This is a genomic window from Cupriavidus sp. FW305-3-2-15-C-LB2, assembly GCF_058787575.1.
Genome location: NZ_JBYSZW010000027.1, coordinates 10292 through 24692, shown reverse-complemented (window position 1 = coordinate 24692; position 14401 = coordinate 10292). Strand labels below are relative to the sequence as shown.

Genomic DNA, 14401 nt, shown 5'->3' with positions numbered 1-14401 from the left:
AATGGCGGCGGCCGGGATTCCCTGGCCGCCGCCGTTTTTGTATCGAAATCTGCCTGGCAATTGCCTTCCGGGCTGAGTTCGCAGATCATTGTGCGGAATTTCCTGTCCGCCATCTTTCATGCGCCTGATCTCGCTGCTGTTGTTTGTGCTGCTGCTTGCCATCCAGTACCCGCTCTGGCTGGGCAAGGGCGGCTGGCTGCGCGTGTGGGACCTGAACCGGCAACTGACCGAGCAGGGCACCCGCAACCAGACGCTCAAGCTGCGCAACGCCAAGCTGGAAGGGGAAGTCGCCGACCTGCAGGACGGCACCGGCGCCGGTGGCGATATGGGTGGCCGAGAACAGCTGGGCGCAGTCGACCGGATCAAACTCATAGCGCAGGCCGCAGAAGTCGCAGTGGATCTCGACCTGGCCGCGCTCGGCGATGATGCCTTCGATCTCTTCCTGGCCCAGCGACTGCAGCATGCCGGCCACCTTGGGGCGCGAGCAGGAGCAATGGAAATGCGGCGTCAGCGGCTCAAACACGCGCAGGCCGGCGGCCTGCAGGTCTTCCCAGAACAGGCGGCGCAGCAGGGTGTCGGGGGTCTCGGCCAGCAGTTCGTCGGCCTTGAGCGTGGCGCCCAGCTGCACGGCGCGGTCCCAGGTGTCCAGGTCCTGCGCGCGGGCATGGCTGGCCAGCGGCGCGCCGGTCTCGCCGACTTCCGCGGTGCCGCCGTAGGCCGGCAGCTTCTGCAGCAGCATGCCGGCGGCGACGTGGTCGTCCGCCGCCAGCCACAGGCGCGTGTCGAGCTGCTCGGACGCCTGCATGTAGTGCTCCAGCACGGCGCTGATCGAGGCCAGCGGGCCGTGCGCGTCGGCCAGCGGCACGATGCCCTGGTACGCCTGCTGGCCCGGCAGCTTGTCCTTCGGGTCCAGCGTGATGGCAAAGCGGCCGTGGCCGTGGGCGTTGACCATCTGCGCCAGCGTGGCGTCATCGGCGATGTGCGCGTCCTCGGCCAGCTTGGCGGTGGCGCGCATCGACAGGTCGGACAGGCATTCCACCACCAGCATGCGCACCGGGCCGTCGCCGTGCAGCTGCATCACCAGCGCCCCGTTGAACTTCAGGTTGGCCGACAGCAGCGCCGCGGCGGCCATCATCTCGCCCAGCAGCCGGCGCACCGGTGCGGGGTAGCTGTGGCGGCCCAGCACTTCTTGCCAGGTGGCTTCCATGCGCACCAGCTCGCCGCGCACGGGAGCCGCGTCGAACAGGAATTTCTGCAGGGTGTCGGGGGTGGTGGTATCGGTCACAATAATCTGTCGATGATTCGGTAAGTGCCGCCGCGGTCGTCAGCCGATCCGCTTGAGCTGTTGCTTGTACATGGCCTGCCGGGTGGCGTAGGTCTCGGCGTTGCGGTACAGGTTGGCGACGTCGGCGTCGGTCAGCTGGCGCACCACCTTGGCCGGCGCGCCCAGGATCAGCGAGCGGTCCGGGAAGACCTTGCCCTCGGTCACCACGGCACCGGCGCCGACCAGGCATTCCTTGCCGATCACGGCGCGGTTCAGCACCACGGCCTGGATCCCGATGAGCGAGCCTTCGCCTACGGTGCAGCCATGCAGCATGGCCTGGTGGCCGATCGAGACCTTGTCGCCCAGGGTCAGCGGGCAGCCCGGGTCGGTATGCAGCACCGAGCCTTCCTGGATGTTGGTGTCCTCGCCCACCACGATCGGTTCGTTGTCGCCGCGGATCACGACACCGGGCCAGGCGCTGGCGCGGGACTTGAGGGTCACGTTGCCGATGACGGTGGCTTCGGGGGCCACGTAGGCATCGCTGTCGATATTGGGCTTGACGTCGCCGAGCTGGTAAAGCGCCATGGGGTCTCCTGCACGAAAGGCTTTTGTTGAAGTGGGGGTTGCCGCCGGACTTTAAAGGGCCAGGGTGGAGTGCGGGCGCGCGGCGCCACGGCGACTGCGCGGCTTGCCCGGCAGTCGGGCACCGGCCAGGCCCTACAATGGCGGCAGACCCGGATTTTACGCTCATGCCAGAAAAAACACCCGCCGCCGCCTTGCCCGAACAGTCACTTTCGCCGCGCCACCAGGCGCTGGCGGTGTTGTGCATGACGGATCCTCGGGAAAAGTCCGTGGCGGCGCGGGCACTTTACCGCCATGTGACGACATTGCCGGACGAGGCGCTTGCCGCCGGCGAGGCGATCCAGGCCGATGCCGGCCAGGCCATCCCCGGCCGCCCCGCGCGGCCGCCGCTGGTGGCGCCGCAGGACGTCGAGCGGCGCCGCTCGCTGCATACCCCGGCCGGGCGCGCGGCGATGATCCATGCGCTGTGCCATATCGAGTTCAATGCCATCAACCTGGCACTGGACGCGGCCTGGCGCTTCGCCGGCATGCCGCCCGGCTACTACCGCGACTGGCTGCGCGTGGCCGATGAAGAGGCGTACCACTTCTCGCTGCTGGCCGACCACCTTGGCACGCTGGGCGCGGCCTACGGCGACTTCCCTGCCCACAACAGCCTGTGGGAGATGACCGACAAGACCGCCGGCGACGTGCTTGCGCGCATGGCGCTGGTGCCGCGCACGCTGGAGGCGCGCGGGCTCGATGCGTCGCCGCCGGTGCGCGCCAGGCTGGCCGGCGCAGGCGACCACGCCGCCGCGGCCATCATCGACATCATCCTGCGCGACGAGGTCGGCCACGTCGCCATCGGCAACCACTGGTACCGCTGGCTGTGCGCGCAGCGCGGCCTGGAGCCCGTTGCCACCTACGCGCAGCTGGCCGGGCAGTACCGCGCGCCGAAGCTGCGCGGGCCGTTCAATCTCGATGCGCGGCGCGCTGCGGGCTTCGATGAAGAGGAACTGGCCTGGCTGGAGGCATCGGCCGGTTAGTGCTGCCGCCCAGTGCCTCAGCCGCGCGGCGGAAAGCCATACTTGCGCGCCGACCAGACCGCCAGCCAGGTTGCGGCGAGCAGCGCAGCCAGCACGGGCGGGAATGCGCCGATCCCGAAGCCATCGAGCAGCAGCCCGCCGATGACGCCGCCGCCGGCAATGGCAATATTCCAGGCCGTGACCAGCATCGACTGGGCCACGTCCGCGGATTTGCCGGCGGTCTTCGCCAGCGCCGTCTGGAACAGCGTTGAGACGCCGCCGAAGCCCAGGCCCCAGATCGCGGCCGCGGCATAGACCACGGCCGGGTGCCCGCCCCCGGCCCCAAGCGCCAGCACCGCAAGCCCGAACAGCAGCGTGCTGGCCAGCGTCAGCGCCCGCAGCCACTGGTCGATCAGCACGCCGGTGATCCAGATGCCGGCGAGCGAGGCCACGCCGAACACGAACAGGACCAGGTCAAGCCGTGCCCCGGCGTTGCCGGCTCGCAGGAACGGCGCGATATAGGTGTAGAGGATGTTGTGCGCCAGCACGAAGGCGAGCGTCACGAACAGCACCGGACGCACGCCCGGCACGGTGAACACGCGCGCGATCGGCAGCCGCTGGCCGGCGGGCTGGCCGGCAAAATCCGGCACGCTCGCCAGCACCCAGGCAATCAGTCCCAGCGTCAGCACGCTGATGATGCCGAAGCACGCGCGCCAGCCCATGAACGCACCGAGGAAGGTCCCGGATGGCACGCCCAGCGACAAGGCCAGGGGGATGCCAACCATCGCGACAGCAATGGCACGACCCTTGAGGTGATCGGGAACCATGCGCGCGGCATAGCCAGCCAGCAGCGCCCACAGCAGTCCGGCCGAGACCCCCGCAAGGAAGCGCGCCGCCATCGTCAGGACATAGCTGCCGGACCAGCCCGTCACGGCGTTGGCGACGGCAAAGCCCGCGATGGCAAGCAGCAGCAGCGGCCGCCGCCGCAGCCCTTGCGTAGCCGCCGTCAGCGGCATGGCGGCCACCAGTGAACCGAAGGCGTAGATGGTGACGAACTGGCCGGCAAGCGGCTCGGAGATGGCAAGGCCCGCGCCGATCTGCGGCAGCAGCCCCGCCGGCAAGGCCTCGGTCAGGACGGTGATGAAGCCTGCGACAGCAAGCGCAAGCAGTGCCGGAAGCGGTAGCCGCGCAGGCCGCGTGTCCGGCTGTGCATCGTTCGCAAGCGTGTTGGTGGCTGTGGTCATGTTGGCGCCTGGATAAGGACTGATGTGTTGCTTGGATGGTTACGCGGCTGTGGGGGCGACACCGTAGACCGCGTCGCGCAGGTCGGTGACAAAGCGGCCGGACATGCCCTCGTACAGCGTGTTGGTGAACGCCACCACGCTCAGCCCCTGGCTGCGGTCGACGAACCAGGCGTGGCCGTAGGCCCCGCCCCAGCGCCAGGTGCCGGCGGCTTCCGGCGAGCCCGCCCGGCGCGGATCGCGCAGCACCGAGAAGCCCAGCCCGAAGCCGGTTCCCGGCGCATCGGGCAGGTCCAGGCCGCCGGTCTGGTCGAGCGCCATGTCCTCGACCAGGGCGGATGGCAGCAACGCGCCGCCGCCCTGGCGCAAGCTCTCCAGCAGGCACAGGAAGTCTTGCGCCGTGCCCGCCATGCCCGCCCCGCCGGAGGGGAAGGCCCGCGCATTGAAGATGCGTGCGGGACTGTAGGGAATGCCAACCGTGCCTTCGAGCACGGGCACGGTTTCGCCTTCGCGCAGGCGGTGCGGGTGCGGGCTGTCGTTCACGTACGGGGTCGGCACGCGGTGCACGTCGTGTGCCACGAAGCCGGTGTCGGCCATGCCCAGCGGGCCGGTCACCAGCTGCCGCACTGCGGTGTCCAGCGGCGTGCCATGGACGCGCTCGATCAGCGCGCCCAGCACGTCGGTCGCGAGCGAGTAGCCCCACGCGGTACCCGGTTCGTACAGCAAGGGCACGCTGGCGATGCGCCGCAGGTTCTCCGCCAGGCTGATGGTGGCGTCGTCCATGCCGTCGGAGACGCCGGCGCGGGCATAGGGTCCGTCTTCGCCGGACTCGAAGAAGCGATAGCCCAGCCCCGCGGTATGGCTGAGCAGTTGCCGCGCCGTGATACGTGCCGGTCGGCCATCGGCCAGGCGCGGGCGGAATTCAGGCAGCCAGCGGTCGATACCCTGGTCAAGCTCGAGCCGGCCTTGTGCGACCAGCACCAGTGCCGCCACGGAGACGATCGGCTTGCTTACCGAAGCCAGCCGGAAGACCGCATCCATGCGCATCGGCTGTCCGCTTTCCCGATCGGCCAGGCCTGCCGCCTGCCGGTGGACCAGTTCGCCGTCACGGCTGACCAGCACGACGGCGCCGACCAGTCGCCGTTGCTCCAGCGCCTGCCGGACCACGGCGTCGATGCGCGCACTCACGGGCGCGGGGAATGCAGGGGACACGCCCGGGGGCGGTGCAATCGTGGGGAGGGACACAGCGAATCCTTGTTCAATGAACGACCCGCTCACGATAAGGACCCGGCCATTAAAGAAAAAGTGGGCTACAGTTCCTTTTTCTCCGGAACTTTGTGTCCGCAATCGGGGGCATCATGGACAGCCTCAGTGGCTTCGCAGTGTTTGTGCAGGTGGCCGAGACCCGCAGTTTTGTCGCGGCGGGGCGCTTGCTTGGGGTGTCGGCCTCCGCCGTCGGCAAGAGCGTGGCGCGGCTGGAAGAAAGGCTCGGCGTACGGCTGTTCCACCGCAGCACGCGCAGCGTGACGCTGACCGCCGAAGGCACGCTGTTCCTGGAGCGCAGCCGCCGCGTGCTCGCCGAGATCGAAGCGGCGGAGCTGGAGCTGGCCGAAGCCACCGCGGCACCGCGCGGCCGCCTGCGGGTGAGCCTGCCGCTGGTCAGTTCACTGGTCTTGCCCGTGCTGGGCGACTTCATGCGCGCGTATCCGGACATCGAGCTGGATCTGGATTTCACCGACCAGCTGGTCGATGTCATCGAGGAGGGCTTCGATGCGGTGGTCCGCACCGGCGAGCCCGCCGACTCGCGCCTGTCGGCACGAAGGCTGGGTGCGTTCCAGGCGATGCTGGTGGCATCGCCCGACTACCTCGCGCAGCGTGGCACGCCGAAGCTGCCTGCCGACCTGACCGGCCATGCCTGCCTGCATTACCGTTTCCCGCACACCGGCAAGCTCGAGGCCTGGCCGCTGCGGCGCGCGCCGGGCGAGCCCGAGCTGGCGCTGCCGACATCGATGATCTGCAACAACATCGAGACGCGCCTGTGTTTTGCGCTGCGCGGCCTGGGCATTGCCTGCCTGCCGGATTTCGCCATCCGCGAGCAGCTCGCCGATGGCAGCCTGTGCCAGGTACTGGCTGGCCATGTGGGGCCAGCCAAGGCCTTTCACGTGCTCTGGCCGGCGAGCAGGCATCCCTCGCCCAAGGTGAGGGCGCTGGTCGATTTCCTCTGCGAGCGGGTCTTTCCTGCCTAGGCGCGCTTGCCCGCGCGCGCTTCCTCCAGCAAGCGCAGCACGCGCCGCTGGATCTTGCCGGTGGTGGTCATCGGCAGCTGGTCGATGAATTCGATCGCCTTCGGGTATTCATACGGCGCCAGCTGGCCGCGCACATGCGCCTGCAGCTCCGTGACCAGCGCCGCGTCGCCGTCGAACGAGCGCGCCACCGACGGTGTCAGCACCACGAAGGCCTTGACCACGGCGCCGCGCTCGGGGTCGGGCGAGGGCACCACGGCGCAGTTGGACACCGCCGGATGCTTGAGCAGGCAGTTCTCGATCTCGCTCGGCCCGATGCGGTAGCCCGAGGACTTGAACACATCGTCGGCACGCCCCTGGTACCACAGGTAGCCATCGGCATCGACGCGCGCCAGGTCGCCGGTGCGGCACCAGCGCAGGCCGTCGCGCTCGGCGTACTTGCCCGCGGTGGCGGCTTCGTTCTTCCAGTAGCCGAGGAAGAACACCGGGTCCGGATGCCCGGCGCTGTCGGTGGCGCATACCGCGACCTCGCCGTCCTCGCCCGGCGCGCAGGGCTGGCCTTCGTCGTCGATCACCTGCACGCGGTGGCCCGGATAGGGACGCCCCATCGAGCCCGGTCGTGCCGGCCAGCCCAGCTGCTTGTCGTCGTTCTGCGCGGTGCAGTTGCCGACGATGTAGTTGATCTCGGTCTGGCCGAACATCTCGTTGACGATCACGCCCAGCGCATCGCGGCACCAGCCGAACACGGTCTCGCCCACGGCCTCGCCGGCGCTCATCAGCGCACGCAGCCTGATGTCGTAGCGCTGCCGCGGCTCGGGGCAGGCCTTCATCATCTGCTTGAGCGCGGTCGGGAACAGGAAGGTGTTGGTGACGGCGTAGCGCTCCAGCAGCTCGAAGGCGCGCTCGGCGGAGAAGCGGCCCTGGTAGCCGACGATGGGCTTGCCGAAATACAGCGCCGGCATCAGCGCATCCCACAGGCCGCCGGTCCAGGCCCAGTCGGCCGGGCTCCAGAACACGTCGTCGTCCTGCGGATACCAGTTCTGCGAGCAGACAAAGCCGGTCAGGTTGCCGATCAGCGCGCGGTGCGGGATCAGCGCGCCCTTGGGCGGGCCGGTGGTGCCGCTGGTGTAGATCAGCACCGCGGCCTCGTCGGCCTTGGTCTGCTCGGCGACAAAAGTCGGCAGCTGCGCGGCCAGCAGCACGTCCCAGTCGTGGTCGCCGCGGCCATGCGCGCCGCCGGCGGCAATCACGGTGGCCAGCGTCGGGCATTCCGGGCGCGCGGCCAGCACATTGTCGATGGAAGTCTCGTCCGCGATCGCCACATTGGCTTCGCTGTGTGCGATACGGTAGGCCAGCGCCTCGGGCCCGAACAGCATCGACAGCGGCATGGCGATGGCGCCGAGCTGGTAGATCGCCATATGCGCGATCACGGTCTCGATCCGCTGCGGCATCACGATTGCCACGCGGTCGCCGCGCGCCACGCCCAGTGCGCGCAGCGCCGCCGACAGGCGGTTGGCTTCGGCCTGGATATGGGCAAAGGTATGCGCGTTGCGGCGGCCGTCCTCATGCTCGGTATAGACCGCGATGCGGTCCATCGTGGCCGGGTCGCGCGCCCAGCGCCCGCAGCAGGCCTCGGCGATATTGAAATGCGGGGGGATTTCCCAGCGGAAGGATTCATACAGGGCGCGATAGTCGTCGCGCCGGCTTGCCGGCAACGCAGCTGCGGCCATCCAAGGTCTCCGGTAGGTCCGGCTCGCGCGGCCACGGGGCCCCCGGAATGGCGGCGGCCGCTATAATGCGCGCAAGCGAACGATCGTTCTATTTTGCGTGGGCTTCCCTCGCCAGCCCCCGTGGCGCCGCGCCCGGCGGCAGGAAGACCCGCGCGCAAGGGTGGAGACAATGACAATCAAGGAAACCTCGCGGTCTGAATTTATCACGTTGCGCGGACTGCGCTACCACGTGCGCCACTGGGGCCAGCCCGGCGCGCGCAAGCTGTTCATGCTGCATGGCTGGATGGACGTGTCCGCGTCGTTCCAGTTCCTGGTCGACCACCTGCGCGGCGACTGGCATGTGATTGCGCCGGACTGGCGCGGGTTTGGCGAGAGCGACTGGCCCACGCGCTACCCGGGCACGCAGTCGTACTGGTTCGCCGACTATATCGCCGACCTGGAGGCCTTGCTCGACCACTATGAGCCCGACGGCCAGGTCGACCTGGTCGGCCACAGCATGGGCGCCAACGTGATCTGCCTGTATGCCGGCATCCGCCCGCAGCGCGTGCGCCGCGTGGTGGACCTGGAGGGCTTCGGTATGACGGCGACGCGGCCGGTGCATGCGCCGAAGCGCTATGCGCGCTGGCTCGACGAACTGCGCACCGGCTCGGCGCTGAAGACGTATGACAGCGTGGACGGCGTTGCCGCCCGGCTGCAGAAGACCAACCCGCGCTTGCCCGACGACCGTGCCGCTTTCCTGGCCGCGCACTGGTCGCGCCGCAATGCGGAGGGCCGCTGGGAGATCCTGGGAGATCCGGCGCACAAGCTGGTCAACCCGATGCTGTACCGGCTCGATGAGGTGATGGCGATCTGGGAGCAGGTCAGCGCGCCAGTGCTGCATGTGGAAGCGCGCGATTCTGCAACGCTGCGCAATATCGCCCACAAGCAGGCCATCGACGAATTCAAGGAGCGCTTCCGCGCCTTCCGCGACTTCCGTGAAGCCGTGGTCGATGATGCCGGCCACATGCTGCATCACGACCAGCCCGCGGCGGTGGCGGAGCTGGTGGAATCGTTCTGTAGCGCGGTGTGAGCGCTGGCGCCGCCGCTCAGGCGTGCGTCAGCTTTTCCTTCAGCGCGGCATTGTTGCTGGTGTGCACGTGCACCAGCGCCTTTTCCGGGAAGGCGTAGTGGTAGGCGCGGCGCAACGCCAGCGCGGCCTCGTGGAAGCCTGACAGGATCAGCTTCTGCTTGTTGGTGTAGTAGGCGATATCGCCCGCGGCAAAGATGCCGCGGCGCGAGCTTTCATAAGTGGTGGTGTCGACCAGGATGCGGCCGGCGCGCATGTCCATGTCCCACTGCGCGATCGGGCCCGGCTCGGACACCAGGCCGTACAGCGCCACCAGTTCATCGGCGGGCAGCACCGTGCTGCCGTCGCGGGTGCGCACCTCGACCTCGGTCAGCGGGCCGTCCTGGCCTTCGGTGCGCAGGGCGCCGAGCATGCCGACCACGAAATCCATCTCGCCGGCCGCCACTGCCTCGCGCATTTCCGCGACGGTGCCGTCGGCCGCGCGGAAGCCTTCGCGCCGGTGCAGCAGAGTCACGCGCGCGGCCACCTTGCGCAGCGCGAGCGCCCAGTCCAGCGCCGAGTCGCCGCCGCCGGCCACCACCACGCGCTTGCCGGCAAAGCGCGACACATCACGCACGGCGTAGTGCACGTGGCGGCCTTCCAGTGCCGGCGCTTCCGGCAGCGATACACGCTGCGGCGCAAACGCGCCCGCGCCGGCGCAGATCAGCACCGCAGAGACATCGAAGCGCTTGCCGCCGTCAGTGGTGACCAGCAGGCGCTCATGGGCGGCATGCCCGTCAGGTGCCGGCTGCCGCGGGATTTCGGACAGGCTCTCCGCGCGCTGGCCGAAGTGCATCGGGAAAGCGAACGGCGCGCATTGCTCCAGCAACCGGTCGACCAGGTCTTGCGCCAGGCAGCCCGGCACGGCGGGGATGTCGTAGATCGGTTTTTCGGGATAGAGCTCGGTGCACTGGCCGCCGGCCCGGTCGAGCACATCGATCAGCTCGCATCTGAGGCCGAGCACGCCGGCCTGGAACGCGGCAAAGAGCCCGACCGGGCCGGCGCCCACGATCAGGACATCGGTGGTGGTGACGGGGGTTGGTGCGAGAGGGGTAGCGGTGGACATTGGGCATGGCGGGCACGCCAGGTGCCCGCAAAAAGACGGTGCAAGGCCCGACTATACCCCGCACATCGCCCGTTTCCGCCCACGCCAGCGTTGCCGGCAGGGCTTTGGCATGGCTTTCCAGGGGGCGCCGGCGTCACGCATGGAGGGGACGACGGGAGTAGAATGGCCCCATGCAAAACGCCCACGCCATCAATGCCGACCTGCATTGCCATTCCACCGTGTCCGACGGCACGCTGGCGCCGCGCGCCATCGCGGAAATCGCCCGCGACGCGGGTGTCGCGTTCTGGGCCCTGACCGACCACGACGAACTGGGCGGGCAGGCCGAGGCGCGTGCCGCGGCCGAGGAATTCGGCATGCGCTATGTGCCGGGCGTGGAGATCTCGGTGACCTGGGCCGGGCAGACCGTGCATATCGTCGGCCTGCAGATCGACCCGCACTGCCCGGAACTGATCGACGGCCTGACCGATACCCGCTCGGGCCGCGCGCGCCGCGCGCGCGATATTGCCGACGCGCTGGCAAAAGTGGGCATCACAGGCGCCTATGAAGGGGCGCTGCAGCACGTGGGCAACCCGGACCTGATCTCGCGCACGCACTTTGCGCGCTGGCTGGTCGACCAGGGCCGTTGCGCCACCGTGGGCGAGGTCTTCAGCGAGTACCTGTCGGAAGGCCGCCCCGGCTATGTCGGCCACCGCTGGGCCAGCCTGGCCGACGCAGTCGGCTGGATCCGCGCCGCCGGCGGCATCGCCGTGATGGCGCACCCGGGCCGCTACAATTACACCGATACCCAGCACGACGCGCTGTTCGATGAATTCACCGCCCTGGGCGGTGGCGCCGTCGAGGTCGTGACTGGCAGCCACACGCCCGACCAGTACCGCCACTATGCCGCGGTGGCCCGCCACTACGGGCTGCTGGCCTCGCGTGGCTCGGACTTCCACGGCCCTGGCGAAGGGCGCGTTGAGCTGGGCAAGCTGCCGCCGCTGCCGTCGACGGTGACGCCGGTCTGGCACGACTGGTAGGTGCAAGCCCGGCCTGGCCGGGGTACCCCCCCAGATTCCGCTCCGATCTGTCCGAATCCGCCACCCTGGTCCATGTCACAGTACTTCGAGATCCATCCGCTCAATCCGCAGTCGCGCCTGGTCAAGCAGGCCGCCCAGATCCTGCAGAAGGGCGGCCTGATTGCGCTGCCGACCGATTCCAGCTATGCGCTGGCCTGCCGGCTCGACGACAAGGCCGCCGTCGAGCGCCTGCGCCGGCTGCGCGGCATCGATGACCGCCACCACCTGACGCTGATGTGCCGCGACCTGTCCGAGCTCGGCAACTTTGCGCGCGTCGACAACCGGCAGTACCGCTGGCTCAAGGGCGCCACGCCGGGCCCGTACGTGTTCATCCTGGAGGCGACCAAGGAGGTGCCGCGGCGGCTGTCGCACCCGGCGCGCAAGACCATCGGCGTGCGCGTGCCTGAACACGCGATTCCGCTGGCGCTGCTGGGCGAGACCGGCGAGCCACTGATCTCGGCCACGCTGCAGATGCCGGGCGACGAAGAGCCGCTCAACGACCCGGCGGAAATCCGCGCGCGGCTGGAGAAGCAGCTTGATCTGGTGGTGTGCGGCGGCCCGGCGCCGGCGCAGCCGACCACGGTGATCGACCTGACCGGCGGCGAGCCCGAGCTGATCCGCGCGGGCCGCGGCGACGTCGGGCGCTTCGGGCTCTGACTTCCCCGGGCGCTGCCACCCCGCCTGGCGGGTGCACGAGCGTGCGCCTGGGCGGCGCCGGGCCGTTACAATAGGGGCCATGGATTCCTCCCTTATCCAGACCTTCGCGGTCTATGCCCTGCCGGTGCTGTTCGCCATCACGCTGCATGAGGCCTCGCATGGCTACGTGGCCAAGCTTTTCGGCGACGACACGGCCTATGCGCTCGGGCGCGTCAGCCTGAACCCGATCCGCCATATCGATCCGATCGGCACCATCGCGGTGCCGCTGCTGCTCTACATCATGACCAGCGGCCAGTTCGTGTTCGGCTATGCCAAGCCGGTGCCGGTGGCGTTCGAGCGCCTGCGCAACCCGCGCTGGCACGGCATGTGGGTGGCGCTGGCCGGGCCGGCCAGCAATGTGGTGCAGGCCTTCGTCTGGGTGCTGCTGGCCATCGGCCTGACCTGGGGCGGCGTGCGCGAGCCGTTTTTCGGCGAGATGGCGCTGGCGGGCGTGCGCGTCAACCTGGTGGTGGCAGCCTTCAACCTGTTCCCGGTGCCGCCGCTGGACGGCGGCCGCGTGCTGACCGCGCTGCTGCCGCAGGGCATTGCCCGCGCGGTGTCGCGCATCGAGCCGTACGGCATCTTCGTGGTGCTGGCGCTGGTGGCCGCGGGCGTGATCACCACGATCTGGATGACGCCGGTGGTCAATGTGCTGATGTCGCTGATCGAGCTGATGCTGCGCCCGATCGTGATGCTGCTGCATTGACGTGCAGGGGAACGCCATGACGCTATCGCATGCCGGGCTTTCGGCGCCATCCCCCTGGGTTGCCCGCTGGGCCCGCCTGCTGCGCCCCGGCGCGCGGGTGCTGGACCTGGCCTGCGGCAGCGGCCGCCATGCCGCCTGGCTGGCGGCACGCGGCTACACGGTGCTGGCCGTCGACCGCGACGGCGAGGCCATCGCCGGCCTGCCGGCCGGCGTGACCGGCCGGGTGGCCGACCTGGAGCAGGGCGCCTGGCCGCTGGCCGGCGAGGCGCCGTTCGACGCCATCGTCGTCACCAACTACCTGCACCGGCCGCTGTGGCCGCACCTGGCGGCGGCACTGGCGCCCGGCGGCATGTGGATTTATGAAACCTTTGCCGCGGGCAATGAAACCGTCGGCAAGCCGTCGCGGCCGGATTTCCTGCTGCGGCCGGGCGAATTGCTCGAAGTGGCGCGACAGCATGGCCTGCGCGTAGTCGCCTATGAGGATGGCCTGGTCGAAGTGCCGAAAACAGCCTTCGTGCAGCGGATATGTGCGGTGCGCGAGGCGGCTGGCGGCGCCGATGCGCCCGCGCCGGCACGCTACCGGCTCGACGCCTGAGCCAGGCACGGCGCTGTCGGCGAGAATGCCGCTGCACACGTTGAAACAGTTGGTATCAACCCCTGTCCGGGCGGCGGTCGAGGCGGCCTGCGGTTCCGGTACAATCCCCTTATTCGCATCCCGAATTCCTTAACGTTATGACACAGATTACCGGCAGCATTGTCGCCATCGTTACCCCGATGCATGAAGACGGCAGCCTGGACTTCCCGGCCCTGCGCGCACTGGTCGACTGGCACGTGGCCGAAGGCACCGACGGCATCGTGATCGTGGGCACCACCGGCGAGTCCCCGACGGTTTCCGTCGAGGAGCACTGCGAACTGATCCGCGTTGCCGTGGAACAGGCCGGCAAGCGCATCCCGATCATCGCGGGCACCGGCGGCAACTCCACCAAGGAGGCCATCGAGCTGACCGCCTTCGCCAAGAAGGTGGGCGCCGATGCGTCGCTGCAGGTCGTGCCGTACTACAACAAGCCGACCCAGGAAGGCATGTACCGGCATTTCCGCACCATCGCCGAAGCGGTGGAGCTGCCGGTGCTGCTGTACAACGTGCCGGGCCGTACGGTCGCGGACATGAACAACGAGACCATCCTGCGCCTGGCGCAGGTGCCGGGCATCGTCGGCGTCAAGGAAGCGACGGGCAATATCGACCGCGCCGCGCAGCTGATCAAGGACGCGCCGGAAGGCTTTGCCATCTACAGCGGCGATGACCCCACCGCGGTTGCGCTGATCCTGCTGGGCGGCCACGGTAATATCTCGGTCACCGCCAACGTGGCACCGCGCAAGATGCACGAGATGTGCGTCGCGGCGCTCAAGGGCGACGTCGTCACCGCGCGCCGCCTGCACATGGAGCTGATCGGGCTGAACAAGGCCATGTTCATCGAGGCCAACCCGATCCCGGTCAAGTGGGCGCTCCAGCAGATGGGCAGGATGGAAGGCGGTATCCGCCTGCCGCTGACCCCTCTGTCCGAGGCCAACCACGACTATGTACGCAAGGCACTGGCCGCCGCCGGCCTGCTGGCCTGATCTTTCGCGGCGTCCTGCTGTCGCACCACCTACTAGGATTGCGTGTCAATGAAACTGAAGCTTAACCGCCGCGGCGCGACGCAAGTCCGCCGCGC

At 69.0% G+C, this 14401-nt stretch carries 13 protein-coding genes and 2 pseudogenes; 9 read left to right on the top strand and 6 right to left on the bottom strand.

Going from position 1 to position 14401, the window contains the following annotated elements; translation table 11 throughout:
- Window positions 1-118: 118 nt before the first annotated feature.
- Window positions 119-320 (top strand): annotated as a pseudogene (locus tag AC3WRR_RS19745) (septum formation initiator family protein); the annotation flags it as partial.
- On the opposite strand, the pseudogene hslO reads toward AC3WRR_RS19745, so the two are convergent.
- Together hslO and AC3WRR_RS19735 are read right to left on the bottom strand one after the other, a co-directional pair.
- Window positions 308-1285 (bottom strand): annotated as a pseudogene (hslO, locus tag AC3WRR_RS19740) (Hsp33 family molecular chaperone HslO); the annotation flags it as partial. The pseudogenes AC3WRR_RS19745 and hslO overlap by 13 nt on opposite strands.
- Window positions 1286-1324: 39 nt before the next feature.
- Window positions 1325-1849 carry a gamma carbonic anhydrase family protein gene (locus AC3WRR_RS19735; RefSeq protein WP_010808992.1) on the bottom strand — a complete coding sequence of 175 codons (525 nt, stop codon included), beginning with the start codon at window positions 1847-1849 and terminating at the stop codon, window positions 1325-1327.
- A 137-nt stretch (window positions 1850-1986) separates the two neighbouring features.
- On the opposite strand from AC3WRR_RS19735, the gene AC3WRR_RS19730 reads away from it, so the two are divergent.
- Window positions 1987-2868, top strand: coding sequence for a ferritin-like domain-containing protein (locus tag AC3WRR_RS19730; protein ID WP_492297899.1), 882 nt, complete (start codon window positions 1987-1989; stop codon window positions 2866-2868).
- A 17-nt stretch (window positions 2869-2885) separates the two neighbouring features.
- Here the strand turns inward: AC3WRR_RS19730 and AC3WRR_RS19725 are convergent, their stop codons facing one another.
- Both AC3WRR_RS19725 and AC3WRR_RS19720 read right to left on the bottom strand, forming a co-directional pair.
- Window positions 2886-4091, bottom strand: coding sequence for an MFS transporter (locus tag AC3WRR_RS19725; RefSeq protein ID WP_439671508.1), 1206 nt, complete (start codon window positions 4089-4091; stop codon window positions 2886-2888).
- Window positions 4092-4130: 39 nt separating this feature from the next.
- Window positions 4131-5333 carry a serine hydrolase domain-containing protein gene (locus tag AC3WRR_RS19720; protein WP_439671509.1) on the bottom strand — a complete coding sequence of 401 codons (1203 nt, stop codon included), beginning with the start codon at window positions 5331-5333 and terminating at the stop codon, window positions 4131-4133.
- A 113-nt stretch (window positions 5334-5446) separates the two neighbouring features.
- Between AC3WRR_RS19720 and AC3WRR_RS19715 the strand changes: the two genes are divergently transcribed.
- The gene (locus tag AC3WRR_RS19715; RefSeq protein ID WP_011614926.1) at window positions 5447-6334 is read left to right on the top strand and encodes a LysR family transcriptional regulator; all 888 of its coding nucleotides are present in this window, start codon (window positions 5447-5449) and stop codon (window positions 6332-6334) included.
- On the opposite strand, the gene AC3WRR_RS19710 is transcribed toward AC3WRR_RS19715, so the two are convergent.
- Window positions 6331-8061 (bottom strand): acetate--CoA ligase, encoded by a 1731-nt coding sequence (locus AC3WRR_RS19710; RefSeq protein ID WP_011614927.1) that lies wholly within the window; start codon window positions 8059-8061, stop codon window positions 6331-6333. The two genes, AC3WRR_RS19715 and AC3WRR_RS19710, sit on opposite strands and share 4 nt — an antisense overlap.
- A 169-nt stretch (window positions 8062-8230) precedes the next feature.
- Here AC3WRR_RS19710 and AC3WRR_RS19705 point away from each other — a divergent pair, with 169 nt between their 5' ends.
- Complete coding sequence (locus AC3WRR_RS19705) at window positions 8231-9130, top strand: alpha/beta fold hydrolase (protein ID WP_058696906.1); 900 nt, start codon at window positions 8231-8233, stop codon at window positions 9128-9130.
- Between the two features lie 16 nt (window positions 9131-9146).
- On the opposite strand, the gene AC3WRR_RS19700 is transcribed toward AC3WRR_RS19705, so the two are convergent.
- Entirely contained in the window at window positions 9147-10232 is a 1086-nt protein-coding gene (locus AC3WRR_RS19700; protein WP_010808985.1) for an NAD(P)/FAD-dependent oxidoreductase, read from the bottom strand.
- Window positions 10233-10402: 170 nt separating this feature from the next.
- Here AC3WRR_RS19700 and AC3WRR_RS19695 point away from each other — a divergent pair, with 170 nt between their 5' ends.
- The 5 genes from AC3WRR_RS19695 (at window position 10403) to dapA (ending at window position 14306) form a co-directional block, all read left to right on the top strand.
- Window positions 10403-11248, top strand: coding sequence for a 3',5'-nucleoside bisphosphate phosphatase (locus AC3WRR_RS19695; RefSeq protein ID WP_492297896.1), 846 nt, complete (start codon window positions 10403-10405; stop codon window positions 11246-11248).
- A 72-nt stretch (window positions 11249-11320) separates the two neighbouring features.
- Window positions 11321-11944, top strand: a complete 624-nt coding sequence (locus AC3WRR_RS19690) for an L-threonylcarbamoyladenylate synthase (protein ID WP_010808983.1) — start codon at window positions 11321-11323, stop codon at window positions 11942-11944.
- Between the two features lie 79 nt (window positions 11945-12023).
- Complete coding sequence (locus AC3WRR_RS19685; RefSeq protein ID WP_010808982.1) at window positions 12024-12689, top strand: site-2 protease family protein; 666 nt, start codon at window positions 12024-12026, stop codon at window positions 12687-12689.
- Between the two features lie 16 nt (window positions 12690-12705).
- Window positions 12706-13284: a class I SAM-dependent methyltransferase gene (locus tag AC3WRR_RS19680; protein ID WP_011614930.1), complete on the top strand. Its 579-nt coding sequence runs from the start codon at window positions 12706-12708 to the stop codon at window positions 13282-13284.
- Between the two features lie 137 nt (window positions 13285-13421).
- Complete coding sequence (gene dapA, locus AC3WRR_RS19675) at window positions 13422-14306, top strand: 4-hydroxy-tetrahydrodipicolinate synthase (protein ID WP_010808980.1); 885 nt, start codon at window positions 13422-13424, stop codon at window positions 14304-14306.
- Window positions 14307-14401 lie beyond the last annotated feature (95 nt).